Annotated in this window: 15 protein-coding genes; 8 read left to right on the top strand and 7 right to left on the bottom strand. The window is 73.2% G+C overall.

The annotated features are described in order from the left end of the window. Positions 1–29 precede the first annotated feature (29 nt). On the top strand, positions 30–1682 hold the full coding sequence (locus tag ACFZB3_RS43035) for a protein kinase (protein WP_391387442.1): 1653 nt from the start codon (positions 30–32) through the stop codon (positions 1680–1682). Then, positions 1679–2440, top strand: a complete 762-nt coding sequence (locus ACFZB3_RS43040; protein ID WP_391387445.1) for a hypothetical protein — start codon at positions 1679–1681, stop codon at positions 2438–2440. The genes ACFZB3_RS43035 and ACFZB3_RS43040 overlap by 4 nt, the downstream gene beginning before the upstream one ends. A gap of 117 nt (positions 2441–2557) precedes the next feature. On the opposite strand, the gene ACFZB3_RS43045 is transcribed toward ACFZB3_RS43040, so the two are convergent. From ACFZB3_RS43045 to ACFZB3_RS43060, 4 genes are all read right to left on the bottom strand, one after another. After that, positions 2558–4936: a glycosyl hydrolase family 65 protein gene (locus ACFZB3_RS43045; RefSeq protein WP_391387448.1), complete on the bottom strand. Its 2379-nt coding sequence runs from the start codon at positions 4934–4936 to the stop codon at positions 2558–2560. A 179-nt stretch (positions 4937–5115) separates the two neighbouring features. Beyond that, the gene (locus ACFZB3_RS43050) at positions 5116–5988 is read right to left on the bottom strand and encodes a universal stress protein (RefSeq protein ID WP_391387451.1); all 873 of its coding nucleotides are present in this window, start codon (positions 5986–5988) and stop codon (positions 5116–5118) included. A gap of 188 nt (positions 5989–6176) precedes the next feature. Beyond that, positions 6177–7244 carry an alcohol dehydrogenase catalytic domain-containing protein gene (locus ACFZB3_RS43055; RefSeq protein WP_391387841.1) on the bottom strand — a complete coding sequence of 356 codons (1068 nt, stop codon included), beginning with the start codon at positions 7242–7244 and terminating at the stop codon, positions 6177–6179. 256 nt (positions 7245–7500) lie between these two features. Continuing rightward, positions 7501–8406 carry a universal stress protein gene (locus tag ACFZB3_RS43060; protein ID WP_391387453.1) on the bottom strand — a complete coding sequence of 302 codons (906 nt, stop codon included), beginning with the start codon at positions 8404–8406 and terminating at the stop codon, positions 7501–7503. A 221-nt stretch (positions 8407–8627) separates the two neighbouring features. Between ACFZB3_RS43060 and ACFZB3_RS43065 the strand changes: the two genes are divergently transcribed. From ACFZB3_RS43065 to ACFZB3_RS43080, 4 genes are all read left to right on the top strand, one after another. Next, positions 8628–8933: a CBS domain-containing protein gene (locus ACFZB3_RS43065; protein WP_391387846.1), complete on the top strand. Its 306-nt coding sequence runs from the start codon at positions 8628–8630 to the stop codon at positions 8931–8933. A 306-nt stretch (positions 8934–9239) separates the two neighbouring features. Further along, on the top strand, positions 9240–10229 hold the full coding sequence (locus tag ACFZB3_RS43070) for an Acg family FMN-binding oxidoreductase (protein WP_391387456.1): 990 nt from the start codon (positions 9240–9242) through the stop codon (positions 10227–10229). 61 nt (positions 10230–10290) lie between these two features. After that, positions 10291–10749, top strand: coding sequence for a CBS domain-containing protein (locus tag ACFZB3_RS43075; RefSeq protein WP_391387458.1), 459 nt, complete (start codon positions 10291–10293; stop codon positions 10747–10749). A gap of 591 nt (positions 10750–11340) precedes the next feature. Then, positions 11341–12237, top strand: a complete 897-nt coding sequence (locus tag ACFZB3_RS43080) for a DUF1918 domain-containing protein (protein ID WP_391387461.1) — start codon at positions 11341–11343, stop codon at positions 12235–12237. A gap of 332 nt (positions 12238–12569) precedes the next feature. Here the strand turns inward: ACFZB3_RS43080 and ACFZB3_RS43085 are convergent, their stop codons facing one another. Beyond that, complete coding sequence (locus ACFZB3_RS43085) at positions 12570–12725, bottom strand: hypothetical protein (RefSeq protein WP_391387463.1); 156 nt, start codon at positions 12723–12725, stop codon at positions 12570–12572. On the opposite strand from ACFZB3_RS43085, the gene ligA reads away from it, so the two are divergent. Beyond that, the gene (ligA, locus tag ACFZB3_RS43090; RefSeq protein WP_391387466.1) at positions 12724–14814 is read left to right on the top strand and encodes an NAD-dependent DNA ligase LigA; all 2091 of its coding nucleotides are present in this window, start codon (positions 12724–12726) and stop codon (positions 14812–14814) included. The genes ACFZB3_RS43085 and ligA overlap by 2 nt on opposite strands. A 429-nt stretch (positions 14815–15243) precedes the next feature. Here ligA and ACFZB3_RS43095 read toward each other — a convergent pair whose 3' ends face one another. Together ACFZB3_RS43095 and ACFZB3_RS43100 are read right to left on the bottom strand one after the other, a co-directional pair. Continuing rightward, positions 15244–15918 carry a hypothetical protein gene (locus ACFZB3_RS43095; protein ID WP_391387469.1) on the bottom strand — a complete coding sequence of 225 codons (675 nt, stop codon included), beginning with the start codon at positions 15916–15918 and terminating at the stop codon, positions 15244–15246. Positions 15919–16242: 324 nt separating this feature from the next. Next, on the bottom strand, positions 16243–17502 hold the full coding sequence (locus tag ACFZB3_RS43100) for a serine hydrolase (protein WP_391387472.1): 1260 nt from the start codon (positions 17500–17502) through the stop codon (positions 16243–16245). Between the two features lie 523 nt (positions 17503–18025). On the opposite strand from ACFZB3_RS43100, the gene ACFZB3_RS43105 reads away from it, so the two are divergent. Further along, positions 18026–18787: a DeoR family transcriptional regulator gene (locus ACFZB3_RS43105; RefSeq protein WP_391387475.1), complete on the top strand. Its 762-nt coding sequence runs from the start codon at positions 18026–18028 to the stop codon at positions 18785–18787. Positions 18788–18842: the final 55 nt, after the last annotated feature.

Below are 18842 nucleotides of genomic sequence, written 5' to 3' on the forward strand. Positions count from 1 at the left end.
TACGGCGGCACGCCGTCTGGGGGGATGACGTGAACACATGGGTGGTGCCCGGATACACGGAGTCTTTCGAGCTCGGGTCGGGTGCGAGCGGTCGCGTCGTGCTGGCCGTGCACGCGGACACCGGCGTACGGGTCGCGGTGAAGTACCTCAGTGAGTCCCTGCGCACGCGGCCTGGTTTCGTGCACGACTTCCGGGCGGAGGCGCGCCTGCTCGGCGGACTGCAGAGCCTGCACGTGGCCGGCCTGTACGAGTACGTGGAGAGCCCGCAGGGCGCCGCCATCGTCATGGAACTGGTGGACGGTGTCTCGTTGCGGACGCTGCTGACCCGTCAGGGGCCGCTCGATCCCGAGGCCGCGCTCGTCCTTCTCAAGGGATCGCTGCTCGGTCTCGCCGACGCACACCGCATCGGCGTCGTCCACCGCGACTACAAGCCGGAGAACGTCCTGGTCGAGACGGACGGATCGTCCAAGCTCGTCGACTTCGGCATCGCGGTGGACGCCGGCACCAGCGCGGGTGTGGCCGGAACCCCGTCCTACATGGCCCCCGAGCAGTGGACCGGCGCCCCCGCCTCCTGCGCCGCGGACGTGTACGCGGCCACGGCCACCTTCTTCGAGTGCCTGACGGGCCACAAGCCGTACGCGGGCGACAACATCGCCGAACTGGCCCTGCAGCACGTCGACGCCCCCGTCCCTGTGGAGGAGGTCCCCGCGGCGGTGCGCGAGCTGGTCCGTCGCGGTCTGGCCAAGGAACCGGACCAGCGGCCGGCGCAGGCCGAGGCGTTCGTGACGGAACTGGAGGCGATCGCCGGCGCCGCCTACGGGGCCGACTGGGAGGAGCGCGGCCGCGCCCGGCTCGCCGCCCTGGTGGCCCTTCTGGCGCTGCTGCTGCCCTCGGCCCGCTCTCCCCGCTCCACCACGGACACCGCTCGTACGGTCCTGAGCCAGGCACCGCGCCACGGCTGGGCCCGGTCGTGGCGACCCGGCCGGCCCGGCATGCTGGTCTCGGCTGCCGTCGTACTCCTGGGCCTCCTGCTCACCTACGGAATGCAGCACGCTTCGGCAGGCGCCGCCGAGCGGACCGCCGAAGCCGCCCTGGCCACCACCACGGCCCGGGCCGGCACCGGAGCGGCGCCGCCCACCGCCCCGCCCACGGCGCCCACCCCGTCGGGTGACCTGTCGCCGACACCCGGTGTCTCCCCGACGCCCGGCGTCTCCCCCTCGGACCCGTCGACCACCCCGACCGGTCAGCCTTCCGCCTCCGCCACCGGTTCACCCACCCAGTCGACGACGCCCAGCGAGGCGACCACGTCCACGCCGTCGACACCGACCACCGCCGCTTCCACCCCGCCCGTCGCTCCCGCCGTCAAGAACGTCGCGGTATCGGCCTTCCAGCAGACGGGCCCGACGACCTCCACCGCGACCGTCACCGTCACCACGGACGGCAGCGGGCCGATCTCCGTCACCGTCTCGTGGTCCACGGACCGGGCGAGCGGAGCGGCCGGCACCCCCGACGGCGCGTCCCAGACCTTCGAGCGCAGCGGAGCCACCCAGTACACGATCACCGTCGACCACACCTTCCAGAACGACGGCTGCTACTGGACGATCCAGGCCACGACCACTCCGGCGCCGGCTTCCGGCGTCGCCTCGCAGCAGATCCTGACCAGGCAGTGTGAGATCGGATGACTGCTCAGAACGACGACACGCCCACGCCCACGCCTGCGGTGAAGGGCGAGGAGCCCACGCGGGCGCTCGCACCCGCCGACGCGCACAGCACCACACTCCGCCTCGGACCCGCCGACGGCCACGTCCCCGCCGACCGGCCCGCCGACCCCGACAGCGAGTACAGCGCCACCGTGCTGGCCAGCCACTGGATCCAGCGACCCGAAACGGACGACACCCTCGTCGAACCGGTCCCGGCGAGCGCTCCCCCGACCCGGCCCGACCGCGTCGAGGGCAGCGTGCTGCGTTTCGGGCCCGGCGTGACGGCCGCCGTCGCGCACCGCACCGTCCCGGCACTTCCCGCCACGCCGTCGGCTCCCGCGCCCACCGGTCGGAGGCTGCGCAAGAACGCCCTGCCGACACTGCTGGTGGTGGCCGTCCTCGTGTTCCTGGCCTGGCAGCGCTTCGGGCAGTCCGTGGCGGTCACCCAGGTCTCCGTCACGGCGAGACCGGCGGTTCTGGGATGCGACGGCACCGCGGACATCGTCGGTCTGGTCACCACCAACGGCCGTCCCGGCACCCTCTCCTACCGATGGGTCCGCAGCGACGGCACCTCGTCCGGCGTCCTGCACGAGGAGATGGTCCGCGGGGAGCGACACGCGCGCCTGCACCTTCGATGGACCTACCAGGGACCGGGCCACCGTGCGGCACGGGCGGAACTGCGCATCCTGTCCCCCGGTCACCGGGCGACCGCCGCCCACTTCTCGTACGACTGTCCCTGACGGCCGACCGGGATCCGGACCATACACGGGCCGGCCCACCCCATCTGTCCTTCGCACCACGCATACACCCGGGTCCCGGGCCGAGCACGGACCAAAGGGCGCCTCTCGGGGGGGGTGTCAGGGGCCGTCCGGGAGCACCAGCCGGCAGGTCTCTCCCGGCGCCACCCGGATCGCGCGGTCCGGCAGCCGGATGTCGATCGGCGCACGGTCCGAGGCCGGCACCAGTATCTCCAGCCGTCCTCGCTCCAGGTGCAGCCGTACGCCCCAGTGCCCGCGGTAGCGGAGGGACATCGCGTACGACGACAGCTCCGGCAGCGGCACCGGGTCGAGCCAGAGCGCTCCGTCGCGGGTCTCCAGGCCGGTGAGTCCGCGCTGGACGAGGTCGAGGGTGCCCGCCATCGCGCCGAGGTGGATCCCCTCTCCGGTGGTGCCGCCCTGGACGTCGGCGATGTCGCCGCGCAGTGCCTCCTGGACGAACCTCCACGCGTCCGTGCGCCGGGCCCGGGCCAGCACCCAGCCGTGGACCAGACCGCTGAGGGTGGAGCCGTGGCTGGTGCGGCGGAGGTAGTAGTCGACCGTACGCGCCCAGGTCCCGTCGTCCAGTGTGTAGCCCAACCGCTCGAAGAGTGACCGGAGTTCGGCGGGCGAGAAGAGGTAGCCGAGCATCAGGACATCGGCCTGCTTGGACGCCTTGTAGCGGTTGACGGTGTCACCTTCCGCCTCCAGGATCCGGTCGAGGCGGCGGATGTCGCCGTACCGTTCGCGGTAGCCGTCCCAGTCGAGCTCGGCGAGGTCGCCGTAACCCTCGAACTGGCTGATGACGCCGTCGTGGAAGGGGACGTGGAGGGTGCGCGACACGTCCTCCCAGCGTCCGGGCTCCCCCTCTTCGAGGCCGATCCGGTCCGCGAGTTCACGGCGTCGCGGCCCGGGCAGCCCGCGCAGCAGTTCCAGGGCCCGGGCGAGGACCCAGGCGGCGGTGACGTTGGTGTAGGCGTTGTCGTCGAGGCCGGGCCGCGGGGCGTCGGGGTAGGCGTCGTGGTACTCGTCGGGGCCCATCGGACCCCGGATGCGGTACCGGCCGAGCCGGTCGTCCCAGGTGGCCGAGTCGGCCCAGAAGCGGGCGATCTGCAGGAGGGTCTCGGCGCCTTCGGTGTCCCGGAAGCCGGTGTCGCCGCTCGCCTCCCAGTACTGCCACACGTTGTACGCGACCGCCGAGCCGACGTGCCACTGGAGCCGCGAGTGGTCCGGGAGCCAGCGCCCCGAGCGGGGGTTGAGGTGCAGTTCCTGGGACTCCTCGCGGCCGTCGCCGCCGCTCTGCCACGGGTACAGCGCACCGCGCCGGCCCAGCGCGCGGGCGGCCGCGCGGGCCCGGTCCAGACGCCGGTGGCGGTAGCGGAGCAGGGCGCGGGAGACCTCAGGGAAGTGCAGGTTCAGGAAGGGCAGCACGAACAGCTCGTCCCAGAAGACGTGCCCCCGGTACGCCTCCCCGTGCAGTCCCCGGGCCGGCACGCCCACGTCCAGGTCCGCCGTGTGCGGGGAGAGGGTCTGCAGGATGTGGAAGAGGTGCAGCCGCAGAATCCGTCCGGCCCGGCCGGGGACGTCCAACTCGGCCCGCCGCCAGAGGTGTTCCCATACCGTCCGGTGCGATCCGAGGAGAGCGTCGAAGCCGGGAGCGGCGCCGGCACGGTCGACGGCCGCCCGCAGGGGGTCGCCGACCGCGAGATCGCGCGAGGTGTGGACGGCCGCGATCTTGTCGACGACGCGGGTGCGTCCGGGTGTCAGCCGTAGCCGGAGGCGCTGCACGGCTCGGAGCGGCGCGGGGGTCGCCTCGGTGATCGGCGCGTCGGCCACCAGCCGGGCCGCCATGCCGATGCGGATGCCGGAGGTGCTGGTGCGGCAGCGGAGCCACACCGTGTCCGGGGCGGCCACTCCGCCGTCCACGTGGGTCAGATGGCAGCCGTCGAGGTCGCGGTAGCGCGGCACCCCGCTGTTGGTGACCCTCCCGTCGAGGGCGGCCTCGACCTCCAGTTCCCCGGCGTAGCCCTCGGCCGTGAACTCGGTGCGCAGGGCGGCCAGATGCGGGTCGGCCATGTGGACGACGCGCTGCTGACGGACGTGCAGCACTCCGCCGTCACCGAGGGCGAAGCGGGTCCGGCGCTCCAGGAGGCCGGTGGTGAGGCGCAGGACCTGCCGGTGGTCGAGCACGGTGGCGGTGTCCGGGGTGAGCCAGTCACCGCCCGGCAGCCGGAACCGGAACGGCAGCCAGTTCGGGAGGTTGACCATGTCCTCGTTCTCGACCCGGCGCCCTGCCACGTCCGAGGCGAGCCGGTTGTAGCAGCCGGCCGCGTAGGTCCCGGGGTAGTGCACGTCGTCGGCGGTGCACTCGGGCAGGGCCCCGCGGGTGGCGAAGTAGCCGTTGCCCAGCGTGCACAGCGACTCCCGCAACCGCTCGTCGGCGGGCAGGTAACCGTCGTACGCCCACGTCCGGCCGCTCACTTCGGCTCCCTCCGTGCGAGTGGCCGGTGTGCAGGGCGGGCGTGCCGTTCGACCGGGGACGCACCCCGCAGTACCGGGGTGATCGTGTGATGAGGCCGAGCGGCCACGCGGTGCTCCCCTCCGCTGCGGGAACCGACTGGGTGGGCGCCCGCCTCGGGGTGTCCGGACAGGTACAACGATCACTCCGGCTGCGGTACGACCGCCACCGGGCACGCCGCATGGTGAAGCAGTGTGTGGGCCACCCGGCCCAGGTGCAGACCGAGATGTCCGTGCCAACGCCTCGCGCCCACGACGACGAGGTCGGCGGCGGCCGAGCGGTCCACCAGGATCCGGTGGGCGGGCCCCTCGGCCGTCACGCTGCGGACCCTGACCTTCGGATGGGCGGCCATGGCTTCGCGGAGCAGTGCGTCGAGCAGTGCCGACGCCTTTCCCTCGTGCCGGCGGGCGAGCTCCGCGAGCGCCACCTGGTTGCCGACCTCGTGGGCGGGGCAACGCCAGGCCCGGACGACGTACAGGGCGCATGCGCGGGCCTCGGCCTCCTGGAAGGCGAACCGTACGGCCTCACCTGCGGTGTCGGGCTCCCCCGCGCCCAGCAGGATCCGTTCGTGGCCGCCGGCCGGGCCGGTACCGTCGCCGCGGACCACGATCACCGGGCAGCGCGCCCTGGCCGCCACGGCCAGGCCGACGGAGCCCAGGAGCAGCCCGGTCAGCTCGCCCCGGCCGCGCGACCCGGTGACCAGGGCGTGTGCGGTGTCGCCCTCGTGCAGGAGGGCGTACACCGGGTCGTCGGGGAGGATGTCCGCGGTGACCTGCACGTCCGGGCAGCGTTGTGCGGCGCGCTCCACGGCGGAGGCGACGATGTGTTCGGCCAGCACGCGTTCCGAGGGGCGCTCCGTGTCCTCCGACGGCACCCCGGCCTCGTAGCGCTCCCAGCGGGAGGCGTACACCAGTCGCAGCGGAAGGTCGTGGCGGGCGGCCTCGTCCACCGCCCAGTCGACGGCGAGCAGGCTGCCGTCCGATCCGTCGATGCCTACGACCAGGGGAAGTGCCATCGTCCCCACCGCCTTTCGTCGGACTGCCACGTCGTGCAGCAGGGGGGCTCCGATGTCACCGTGCCATCTTCCGGGGACGGGTCGGAGGGGCCACTCGGCCCGTTCGTGCACCCGGTCAGCCCCTGTCGGTACGGAGCGGCGCGCCGGACGCCGGGCCCGGGCGTACCGGCGTGGAGGACTCCCCTCGGTCAGGTCCCGCGGACGGCGACCTCGTGCTGCTCCCCGCCGAGTACGACCTTGAGCGCGCCGGTGTCGGCGGCGCGGCCGAAGACGTCGTACGCCTCGGCCATGTGATCGAGGGGGAACGTGTGGGTGATCAGCTGTGCGGTGGGCAGCCGGCCGGCGGCGGCCATCCGCAGCAGGGTCGGGGTGGAGCGGGTGTCCACCAGGCCCGTGGTGATGGTCACGTTCTTGATCCACAGGTCTTCGAGATGCAGCGTGGCCGGCTTGCCGTGCACGCCGATGTTGGCGACGCGACCGCCGGGCCGGACCATGCGGGTGCACAGCTCGAAGGTCTCCGGCAGGCCGACGGCCTCCATGACGACATCCGCGCCGAGTCCGTCGGTGAGGTCGGCGATCAGTTGCTCCGGGGCCTCACGGGCGTCCGCGACGGCGTCGGCGCCCAGGCGCTTGGCCGCTTCCAGCCGGGCCGGGGCCCGGTCCACGGCGACGATCCGCTCGGGGGAGAACATCCGTGCCGTGGTGATCGCCGCAAGCCCGATCGGGCCCGCGCCGACGACGGCGACGGTGTCGCCGGGGCGCACCCGGCCGTTGAGGACGCCGACCTCGTAGGAGGTCGGGAAGATGTCGGCGAGGAGCACGGCGTCCTTGCTGTGGACCGTGCTGGGCAGCGCGTGGACGGACAGGTCCGCGAAGGGGACCCGGACGTACTCGGCCTGGGTGCCGTCGACCAGGTGGCCGAGGATCCAGCCTCCGCCGCCAAGACACTGGCCGTACATCCCCTCCCGGCAGTAGGAGCAGCGCCCGCAGGAGCTGATGCAGGAGACCAGGACACGGTCTCCCGGCCGTACTGTCCGGACGTCACTGCCGACCTCGACGATCTCGCCGACGGCCTCGTGACCGAGGATCGTGCCGGGCGGCACCTCGGGGACGTCGCCCTTGAGGATGTGCAGGTCCGTCCCGCAGATCGTGACGGCGTCCACGCGCACGACGGCGTCGGTGGGCTCCTTGACGTCAGGATCGGGGACCTCTTCCCAGGCGGACTGCCCGGGGCCGTGGAAGACGAAGGCCTTCATGGGGTCGCTCACCGTCCTTGGCTCACTGCGGGGCAGGAGGCCGGCGGCCGCCGGCGGCGGGTGCCTGCCGGACGTCGCGGCATCACCGGTATTGCCCCACGGATCCAGCCTGTCCTGTCCCGGACGGGTCCGCTTGGGCCGTCCGGCCCTCATCGGCTGATCGTCGCCCGCGTGACCGCGCCGGGAGGACACCGGGCACCTGCGCCGTACGTACGCACGGAGCGGTACGCGGACGCGCGCGATCCTGCCTCCCGTCTCATCCGTGGGCCACGACGGCGACAGGTGCAGCGATGTGATGCAGGGCGGCGTGGGTGACATGGCCGATGTGGGCGCCGAGGGGACCGGAACGGATGCGCCGGCCGACGACCGCCAGGGACGCGTCGCGGGCCGCGTCGACGACGGCCTGCGCGGCGCTGCCGCAGCGGCTCGCCTCGGTCACGTCTACGCCCGGGAACTTCTGCCGCCAGGGACGCAGCGCCTCGGCCAGCGCGCTGCGGTGGCTCCGTTCGAGGTCGTCCTGGAGTTCCACGTCGCCGGGGAAGCGGTAGGAGGACGCGGCCGTCTCCGGCCACGCGGACACCACGCGCAGAGGTGATTCCCGGCGGGCCGCCGCGTCGAAGGCGAACTCCAGCAGCGTGTCGTCCGGGTGACCGACGTCGAGGCCGAGGACGACCGGCCGGAACGGTGTGGCAGCGGACGGCACGCCCGCCGGATCCATCCTGTGCTCGTCCGCGGCCTGCTCGCCCGCACGCACCAGCACCACGGGCCGTTCCACACGGGCCACGACGGCCAGGCTCACCGAGCCGACCACGAACCCGCCGAGGCCGCCGAAACCCCGCGAGCCCAGCACGAGCAGCTCGGCGGGGCCCGCCGCGTCGCACAGCGCTCCGGCCACGTTCCCTGCCAGCTGTTCGGTGAACACCTCAAGGCCGGGATGCCGGAGACGAATGCCCTCCGCGGACTCGCGGGGCATCTGCCGGGTCCACTGCTGACGGGTCTCGGGACCCACCAGAGGAGCCTGCGCCACGGGAACGGGTGCAGGCTCTCCCACGTGCACGATCCGCAGCGGCAGGCCGCGCAGCCGCGCTTCGCGCGCCGCCCACTCGGCGGCGGCACGGCTCTCGGGCGACCCGTCCAGGCCCACGGTGACGGTTCGGAACATGATCTCCACCTCCGGAGAGCGTTCCCTTCCAGCCTGACCGCACGCCGGTGGGCCGGTAGGGGCCGAACGGCCCGGTTCGCAGCCGAGGGGCCCCTGTCGCGCCACTCGGCGGCGCCGCATGATGGAAGTAGTCAGTCCGCTTGACTCGGACCCCTACGGAGTCGTCATGTACGGGACCTCTCATCCCGTCGGCGATGCCATGACCCGCCCGGCCGCCGGCGATCACGATCCGGGCGAAGGCCACGCCGGCCGAGGCCGCCCGCACCATGGCCCGGAAGAAGGTCGAACGCCTGCCCGTGGTCGACGAGCACGGCCTGTCGCAGATACGGCGTGCCATCGTTCCGTACCTCTTCCCGCCGCCGGACTCGGAGTTCGGCGGCGGACGGGCACGACGGTGTCACCACGCTCAGGGGCAGGACAGGCGGCAGATCCCTCGTACCCGTGGTCGCGCGGCTCGTTCGAGCTGTCGAGGGAGGGGTGGATGTCGAGTGCCACGTGCCCCGGAAGGAGGGCTCGCCCGTCTGTGAGCCGGATCATCGGCCGCGGCACAGGGACCGACGGCCGCGGCACAGGGACCGACGGCCGCACCGGCGAGGCGAAGCAGACTGCGAGCGGAGGCCGTCATGACCAGGCCCGGTGATCCCCGGCCGATCGTGGTGGGCGTCGATCCGGACCCGGCCCACCGGATGGCCCTGGCCCGGGCCGGGGCGGATCCGTCGGCCTGCTGCTCGGCTCGGTCGGCCAAGGGGTCCTGCACCGCGCGCGGTGCCCGGTCATCGCCGTGCCGTCCGAGCCGGATGTGATTCCCGCGGCCGAAGCGAAGGGAAGCCACCATGACCTCAGAACCCGTCGACACGCACACCGTCGAGACGCTCGTGGCAGACGCCGTCGCCGCTCCTTCGCAGCACAACGCACAGCCCTGGCGGTTCCGTTACCTCCGGGACATCGGTGTCCTGCGCCTGTACGCCGACCTGGTGCGCACCCTGCCGCACACCGATCCTCAGCAACGCGGTCTGCACATGAGCTGCGGAGCCGCACTGCTCAACCTACGGGTGGCCGCCGCCGCGGCTTCGCTGGCGCCGGTCGTCCGGCTCCTCCCGGATCCGGACTGTCCGGATCTGCTCGCCGAGGTGCATCTGTGCGGCAGCAGTCCGCCGGACACCGCGCTGGCCCTGCTGCGTCCCGCGGTCGGCCGCCGTCACTCCAGCCGCTACCCGTTCCAGGACGAGGAGATCCCGGCGGCGATACGCGAGGGCCTGTGCGAAGCCGCCGAGGCCGAAGGCGCGCAGTTGCTGTTCCCGGGTGGCTGGCACGTGCGGTCGGTCCTGGAGCTGGTGCGGGACGCCGAGGAGTGGGAGGCGCTGGACGCTGGGGTACGCGGCGAGACCGCGCGGTGGGCGCATACGGAACCCTCGGGGGCCGAGGCACCGTCCGACGGCATCCCCGCCGAGGCGTTCGGCCCGGTACGCCGAGGCGGCGGCGCCCCGGTGCGGGACTTCGCGGCAGGACGCCCGATGCCGGACCGTCCCCGGGCGTCGTTCGAGAAGACGCCGAACATCGCCCTGCTCGGCACGGCCGACGACGGTCCCTTGGACTGGCTGCACGCCGGGCAGGCGCTGGAGCGGGTCCTGCTGCGGGCCACCGCGGACGGGCTGGTCGCCTCCGTGACCTCCCAGCCGCTCGAATGGCCGGACCTCCGGTGGGCGGCCCGCGACCCGCTCTCCGCCATGGGGTACGTGCAGATGGTGCTCCGGCTCGGCCACGGCCCCGAAGGGCAGCCGAGCCCTCGGCGGCCCCTGGGCGACGTGCTCGACATCGTGTGAAACCCGCCGACTCGCCCCGCACAGACCCTCGCCGCACGACTCGACGACAAGGAGCATCCGCATGAAGGTGTCCGAGGTGATGACCGCGCCTCCCGTGCACGTCGACCCCGGGGTCTCCCTGAAGGAGGTGACCCGGTGCATGACCGAGCGGGGCGTGGGCTCCGTCCTCGTCGTGAGGGACGGGGAGCTGTGCGGCATCGTGACCGACCGCGATCTCGCGCTGCGCGGCCTCGGCAGCGGCCTGGCGCCGGATTCGACCGTGACCGCGGTGATGTCGGCCGACGTCCTCACCGTCGACGCCGACGACGACCTCCGGGCCGCGTACCGCACCTTCGGCCGCGCGGGCGTGCGCCGGTTGCCGGTCCTCGACCGGGGCCGGGTCGTCGGGGTACTGACGATCGACGATCTCTTCCTGGACGTCTTCCGGCAGCTTTCGGACCTGCTCGGCCCCGTCGCATGGAGCGTGCTCCAGGAGCCGCCCGGACCGCCCTCGGTCGACGGTGGTCCGAATGAAGCCTGAACCAGGTCGATCGGGCGAGACCGGTCCGCCGACCGGGACCGTCGCCGCCACGATCGTGTGCCACGGGCGTCGCACGGCGCCGGGCCCCGACGCGCGGCACCTGCCGGGTGACGAACTGCTGCCCGTCCCGCACGAGGCGACCGGGCAGGAGATCCACCCGGCCTTCCGGCGATCGTCGCCTGCGGGGAGCCGCAAGGCCGCCCTGTCCAGGGCCGGACGGCGGTTCGGCGGTTCGGCGGTTCGGCGGGGACCTTCGGCCCTGTGAAGGGAGTCCGAAGCCGATCGACGGTGGACGAATACGATGGATAAAGCGGACCAATGGGATGAATGTCCGGCACCGGCACGACCGCCGGGCCACCGGGCCACCGGGCCACCGGGCCACCGGGCCACCGGGCCACCGGGCCACCGGGCCACGGTTCCATGCCGACGTGAGGAGCGCAGCGATGCACACGGCACAGTGGAAGGTGAACCTCCACTCGCCGAACGGGACATCCAGGGCGTGGGGGCGGACCAGCCCGGCAGCGGTGCCACGACCGGACGGTCCGCCTGAAGCAACGCTTGCCGGACGACTCTGAGGAGAGGGCGGCGATCATGCGAGCTCACCTCGGCGACCAACTCGTCATCGAAAGCCCGGCGACCGGCGCCACCCGGCGCGACGGGGAGATCGTCGGCCTCCACCACGAGGACGGCACGCCTCCCTACGACGTGCGCTGGTCGGATTCGGACGAGGTCACTCTCGTCTTTCCCGGGCCCGACGCGCACATCCACCACCTCGACAGCGGCCGGACGGAGTCGGGTGAGGTGAAGACCGGGCCCGTGTCTCCGCCGCCGACCCAGGCGGCCAATCCCGGAGACATCGGCCGACGGGTGGCCGCGGCGCGGCTGCGGCTGGGGCTCAGCCGGGAGGAGACGGCCGCCCGTGCCCGGATGGCCCCGGCGTACCTCGCCTACCTGGAGGAGCAGCCCGCGTCCCCGACCCTCGCGACGCTCATCAGGCTGGCCGACGCACTGGGCACCACCGTCGACGCGCTGTACGGCGGCGGTGTCGACCTCCCGCCCGGGCAGGGGCACGCCCTGCTCCACCCCCGGCTGCTCGACCTCGGCCCGCAGGAGTGCCGGGCCCTGCTCTCCACGCACGGGATCGGACGCGTCACGCTGTCGACGCCGGACGGACGGCCGGCGGTCGTCCCCGTCAACTACGACGTCATCGACGGCGCCATCGTCTTCCGGACCGCGCCCGGCTCCGTCACCGCCCTGACCGTGGACCAGGATGTCGCCTTCGAGGTCGACCACGTGGACGAGGCGCTGAGCCGGGGCTGGAGCGTACTCGCCGTCGGGCACGCGAACGTCGTGACCCGGCCCGAGGTGGTCCGCCGACTCGTGGAACGCGCTCACACCACTCCGTGGGCGGGCGACGAGCGCGCGATGTGGGTGTCGATCCGGCCCAGGAGCCTCACGGGTCGCCGCATCGCGCCGGCGGATCAGTAGCCGGCCATCGGGGAGGGTCCTGTCGGCCGGCGCCGGTTGCGGCGGAGCGGGACCCGCCGGCACCGAAGTCCCGGAGGTCCCCGCCCGTCCCGGCTCGCACCATCCTCCGGGCCGGCCATCCGTCCGCGTCCTCTTCGAGGCGGCCTCCGAAGGCGGTGCGGCGGCGGACGAACGTCCGGGCATCCCGGTGCCACCGCCCCGCGTACCGGCCGCCGCCGGCCACTGGAGCCCCTTGCCGACCGGACAGAGGGCAGCGTCCGTCACTCAGCAGGACGCGGAACTTGACGGTGGCTCCTGGCGGCGTCGTCCTCGTGGCCTTCCGCGCACGGGCCTCACCCCGTGATCGGCAGCACCGGCTTCTCCGTGGTCACCGGTGCGGCGGCCCCGCGGATGTGGCGCCGGGCCGACCGTTGGAGGTGCTGATGCCGGTGGGTGCGGCACGGGTGTCCGGGCTCGTTGTCAGTGGTGGGAGGCAGGATGCCGGTCATGACGACACCTGCAGCAGAGATCGTGGATGCCGCCGCCTACGCGCGGGCGGTCGAAGAGGCCGTCGGGGCGGCGGCCGCGTACTACACGGGCGGAACGTCGCCGCTGGACGACGACGCCTACGACCGGCTGGTGCGCTCGATCGGCGCGTACGAGACGGACCATCCCGAGCAGGTGCTGCCCGGCTCCCCCACCGGGAAGGTGGCCGGCGGCGCGGTGGAGGGTGATGTCCCGCACACGGTGGCGATGCTGAGCCTGGACAACGTGTTCTCCCCGGAGGAGTTCACCGCCTGGACCGAGTCCCTGGCCCGCCGCGTCGGGCACGAGGTCACCCGCTTCCATGCCGGGCCGAAGCTGGACGGACTCGCGATCGCCGCCCGCTACACCGGCGGCCGGCTCACCCGGCTGATCACCCGCGGGGACGGGACGGCCGGGGAGGACGTCTCGCACGCGATCGGCACCGTCGAAGGCCTGCCCGACCGGCTGGCCGAGCCGGTCACCGTGGAGGTGCGCGGCGAAGTCCTCATGACGAACGCCCAGTTCGAGTACGCCAACACCGTGCGCACCGAGCACGGAGGGCTGCCGTTCGCGAACCCCCGCAACGCCGCGGCGGGCACGCTGCGGGCCCGCGAGCGGCTCTACACGGTGCCGATGACGTTCTTCGGCTACGGGCTCCTCCCCGTGCCCGGCACCGACCCGGTACTCGCCGAGCGGCTGAACACAGCCGCGCACAGCGAGCTGATGCGCCTGGTCGCCGAGTTCGGCGTGCACACCAGCGCCGCCACCGCGGTCCCGGACACCGTCGCCGACACCGTGGAGGAGGTCCTCGCCCGGGTGCAGGAGATCGCCGAGGCCCGTGCCGGGCTGGCGTTCGGGATCGACGGCATCGTCATCAAGGCCGACCTCGCCGCCGACCAGCAGGCCGCCGGATCCGGCTCCCGCGCACCGAGGTGGGCGATCGCCTACAAGCTGCCGGCGGTGGAGAAGATCACCCGGCTGCTGGCGGTGGAGTGGAACGTCGGCCGCACCGGGATCATCGCCCCGCGCGGCGTCCTCGAACCGGTCGTCATCGACGGCTCCACCATCACCTACGCCACCCTGCACAACCCCGCCGACATCACCCGCCGCGACCTGCGTCTGGGCGACCAGGTCATGGTCTACCGCGCCGGCGACGTCATCCCCCGCATCCAGGCACCGGCCGCGCACCTGCGCACCGGCGAGGAGCAGCCCATCGCCTTCCCCGAGGCCTGCCCGCGCTGCGGGTCGGACATCGACAGGAGCGAGGAACGCTGGCGGTGCACGCAGGGCCGCAACTGCCACCTGGTCGCCTCCCTCTCCTACGCCGCCGGCCGCGACCAGCTCGACATCGAGGGCCTCGGCTCCACCCGCGTCGTCCAGCTCGTCGACGCCGGCCTCGTCGCCGATCTCGCCGACCTGTTCGCCCTCACCCGCGAGCAGCTGCTCGGCCTGGACCGGATGGGTGCCACCAGCACCGACAACCTCCTCGCCGCGATCGCGGCGGCCAAACAGCAGCCGCTGTCGCGGGTGCTGTGCGCGCTCGGGGTGCGCGGCACCGGCCGGTCCATGTCCCGGCGCATCGCCCGGCACTTCGCCACCATGGACCTGATCCGCGCCGCCGACACCGAGGCGATGCAGCAGGTCGACGGCATCGGGACGGAGAAGGCCCCCTCGATCGTCGCGGAACTGGCCGAACTCGCCCCGCTCATCGACAGACTCGCCGCCGCGGGAGTGAACATGACCGAGCCCGGCGCCACCCCGCCGGTCCCAGGCGACGCCGCGGCGTCCGACAGCGACGAGGGAGCGGTCACGGCGAAGGCGGGCCCGCTGTCCGGGATGACCGTGGTCGTCACCGGCGCGATGACCGGAGCCCTGGAGAAGCTCTCCCGCAACGAAATGAACGAACTCATCGAACGCGCCGGCGGCCGCTCCTCCTCCAGCGTCTCCAAGAAGACCACGCTCGTCGTCGCCGGTGACGGCGCCGGCTCCAAGCGGGCCAAGGCCGAATCCCTCGGCACGCGCCTCGCCGATCCCGACGAGTTCGCCAGTCTGATCGCCGACTACCTCGACTGAGCCCACGGCACCGTATGTTCCCCAGCTCACAACGGCCCGCGGGACGTGCACGGGAACAAACGCAGGGCTGTTGACCGTTCATCCACACGTGACCGCGGAGGGGACAGTGTCCCCGGGCCTCACCCATAGCCCATGGGGACGATCGTCCGGCTGAAGCCCCATGGAGCCCGCCGCCGAGAGGCGACCGCCCTCCGCAGGTCACCACCTACGGCCCCGGCTGGTCTCCCCCGTCCAGCCGGGGCCTTTTCTCGCCCCCTGCGCCAAGGAGACTGCCGTCTCAGCCGACCGCGGCCACGTGCCCGGCGAGCTCAAGGGGGATCACCGCGCGCCGTCGCACCACCGTCCGCATCCTCTGGCCGACCGGCCCGTCCGCCCCGACCGGCCCGACCGGCCTTGCCGGCCCGGCCGGACGCCGGAGCAGGGTGGGTGTCACGGTTGCCCTCGTCCGGTCGCTCCGGGGAGGGGAAAGGATCGCTCCACCTCGACCGTCGTGGTGACCCGGGTGAGAGCGGGCCGGCGCGGGACCGAGCCGAACCCGAACCGCACGGGAGGTTCGACCGGTGCGAGGACGCCCAGGTCCGCACCCTCGTAGGTGCCCGCCAGGTCGCGGATCGCGAGCAGGTCCCGCGCGCCGTACCACTCCCTGCGGCCGCTGCCCGCGCTGCCGCGGGTCCGTACGCCGGGCAGCAGCACGCGGGCGGCCCCGTCCGTGACCGCGGACCACGCCGGGCGGCGGGCGAGCGGCCCGGGAACGGCGTGCAGCAGGTGGCCGAGGAGCGTGCGGCGGCCGGTGGTGAAGCGCAGGCGGAGCGGTCCGGCGGTGACGGTCCAGGTGTCCGCGCGGACGGCGACCTCGACCGGTACGACGTGGACCGTGTCGAAGTCGTAGGTGCCGCCGACGAATTCGGCCGTCCGCCGGGTCGGGGCGAGCAACAGCCGTTCTCCGTCGCTTCGTTCCAGCATCACGTCGCTGAACGGGCCGAACGGCGAGCGGGGCCAGTGGCCGAGCACGACGCGGGTGCCGGAGGCGGTGCCGAGGCCGGCGATCCAGCCGTCGAAGCGCAGCCGTGGGCGCCCGCCGCCCGGTCGCAGGACCAGCTTCATGCGTCCGCCTTCCCCGCCCGGCCGGGCGGCGGTGGCCGCGGCCGGGACGCGCCGAGTCGTACGGGCCGATCCCACCGCGGAACATACGGAATTCACGGTCGGCGCGCCGCCGACGGAGGAAGACCGGCCGGGACGGTCGACGTCACGGGGAGGGGGCGGCGGTGTTCGAAGACGGTCGCGGCGCGCGCGTTCGTCGCCAAGGCGAAGCGAGCGAAGACGTCGCCGCCCGTGAAGGAGGCCGCGCCGCCCCGGGAGTGGACCGACCACGAGACTGCGGTCGTCGTCCTCCCACCCCTGGCCGACGTCGATGGGCGGTGGGGCAGTTCAGCCGCCCGGTCCCCCGCCGACCGGGGCCCCGGTGACGGCCTGCATCTCCTGCCCGATCATCTCCTGCAGCGGCACGCCGTCGCCGTTGCCGAGGATGACACCGACCCAGCCGCTGTACGGGTAGATGTCCCAGTTGGCACTGACACCGGGGTTGCCGCCGGCGCGCTGGTGGATCCACTGGCCGTTGGCGATGGAGACCGGAATCCCGTACGCCCCGAACGACACCGGTCCATGGGGGATCTTGGCAGCAGTGAGGACGTCGGCCCAGGGCCGGTCCAGCACCGTGCCGTCGCCCAACGCGCGGGCGAACCGGACCAGATCCGGCGCGGTGGCGAAGCCGCCGTCCCCGGGGGCGTCGATGTAGGCGCGGCCCGGGTTCTTGCCGAGCACGTCCGGGTCCGGGCTGCTCAGGTCCAGGTTGCGGACGGCGTCCACCACGCTGCCGTCGGCCAGCTCCATGTACGGGTGCGCGATGTGCGCGTCGGTGAGCCACTGCGGCCTGGTGCAGAACGCCGAGCCGGTCATGCCGCACCGCTCGAAGATGTTCTCCTGGACGTAGTCCCAGTACGTCATGCCGGTCACGGCCTCCACGATCAGCGCGGAAAGGGTGACTTCCGCCTCCTCGTGGGCGGTGTCGGGAACGCCCGGGACGCCCACCAGGTTGGCCTGCCTGGCCCGCTGTTCGTAGTGTTCGTGCACCTCGTCCCGGCTCCGGAAGACACGCCGCACGTCGTCGTCCGGGCTGTCCAGCCCGGAGGTGCCGGACAGCACGTGGTGGATCGTCACCTGCTCGGCGATCTCCTTGGCGAACCCCTTCAGATGGGTCCCGACCGTGTCCGACAGCTTCACCTTGCCCTGCTGCGCCAACTGCAGGAGGGCCACCGCGCCGAACGGCTTGCCCGCCGAACTGAGGCTGAACGCGACGCCCTCGTGGTTGGCGACCCCCTTCTCCCTGTCGGCCATGCCGTAGCTGCGGGACAGCACCGTCCGGCCCCGGTGCGACAGCAGCACCACGCCGGAGAACCTGCCCTCGGCGGCCAGCTTCGCGACATAGCGGTCATAGGCTCCGCCGGGCCGGGTGTCCGGCGGAATCGGGCCGGTCGGGGCCCGGCCGGCGCGGCCGGCGTGGCCGGGCCGGGCGGCCGCCGGCGACGCGCCCGCCACCCCGCCGGCGGCCGCCACCGCTCCGGCCGCCGCCACCCCGCCCCACCCGAGCAGCCGCCGCCGGTCGACCCCGTGCAGGGAGTCCGAGTCCATGGTCACAGTCCTTTCCCGAGGGACCAGCCGCCCGTTGACGCGCTGTGGTCCGTGCCTCCACTGAAGACGGGAGAGCGTTGCGGCGGCGTATGCGGTTCTCGATACGACCGCGATACCCGTTCCGGGAAGTCGCTTCGGGTCCGTGGTACCGCCCGACGCCGTCGGCCGAGGGCGGCGGATGCCCTGCCGGAGCCGCCCGCGATCGTGGACGGCGCCTCCCGGCAGCGGCCGGTCGTCCGGCCCCGCGGGGACATACGGGCGGCGAACGGGCGGTCGCCGGTCGGGGAGCGGGCAGCGCGGCTCCGTGCCATGGGTCGCTCCAGCGCTCCGTCCAGGCACTTCACCCTCCGGGAAACGGGCACATTCGGTCACGAACTTCGCTACGTCGAAGCTGGTCAGTACGCGCCATCCCCTTGTACAAATTTGGCCACCGGAGCCCGATCGGGCCGGACTCCGCGTAATCGGCCGGCGCGGGCACAACGCGCGGAGCCATGGAACAGAGCCGTGAAACGGAGGTGCCGCCGTGGACGCCGAGGAACGAAGACGCGGAATCCTGGCGACCGCACGCCGTTCGGGATCCGTCGAGGTCGGCACGCTCGCCGCCGACCTCGGGGTGTCCAAGGAGACCGTGCGGCGGGATCTGAACCTCCTGGAAACACACGGGCTGGTCCGCCGTACCCACGGCGGTGCCCACCCGGTCGAGAGCGCGGGCTTCGAGACCACACTCGTCTTCCGCACCACCGAACACATCCCCGAGAAGTCCAGGATCGCGACCGCCGCGGCCGCCCTGCTCGGGGACGCCGAGACCGTCTACCTCGACGAGGGCTACACCCCGCAGCTGATCGCCGCAGCCCTCCCCCGCGACCGGCCGCTGACCGTGGTCACCTCCTCGCTGGCCACGGCCGGTGACCTGGCCTCGGCCGAGAACATCACCGTCCTGCTGCTCGGCGGCCGGGTGCGCGGCGGGACGCTGGCGACGGTCGACCACTGGGCGCGCCGCATGCTCTCCGACTTCGTCATCGACCTGGCGTACGTCGGCGCGAACGGCATCTCCCGCCAGTGGGGCCTCACCACCCCCGATCCCGCGGTCGCCGAGGTGAAGGCCGAGGTCATGCGCATCGCCAAACGCCGGGTGTTCTCCGGCGTCCACACCAAGTTCGGCGCCGTGAGCTTCTGCCGGTTCGCGAACGTCACGGACTTCGAGGCCATCGTGACCGACACGGGGCTGCACTCGTCCGAGGCCCGCCGCTACGCCCTGCTGGGTCCCCAGGTCATCCAGGCCTGAGCCGCACCGCACGTCCACCCCACCGCCCCACCCCGTAAGGCCGGGGTCCTGGTTC

Origin of the sequence: Streptomyces sp. NPDC008092 (assembly GCF_042957285.1) — a bacterium.
Classification (GTDB): Bacteria; Actinomycetota; Actinomycetes; order Streptomycetales; family Streptomycetaceae; genus Streptomyces.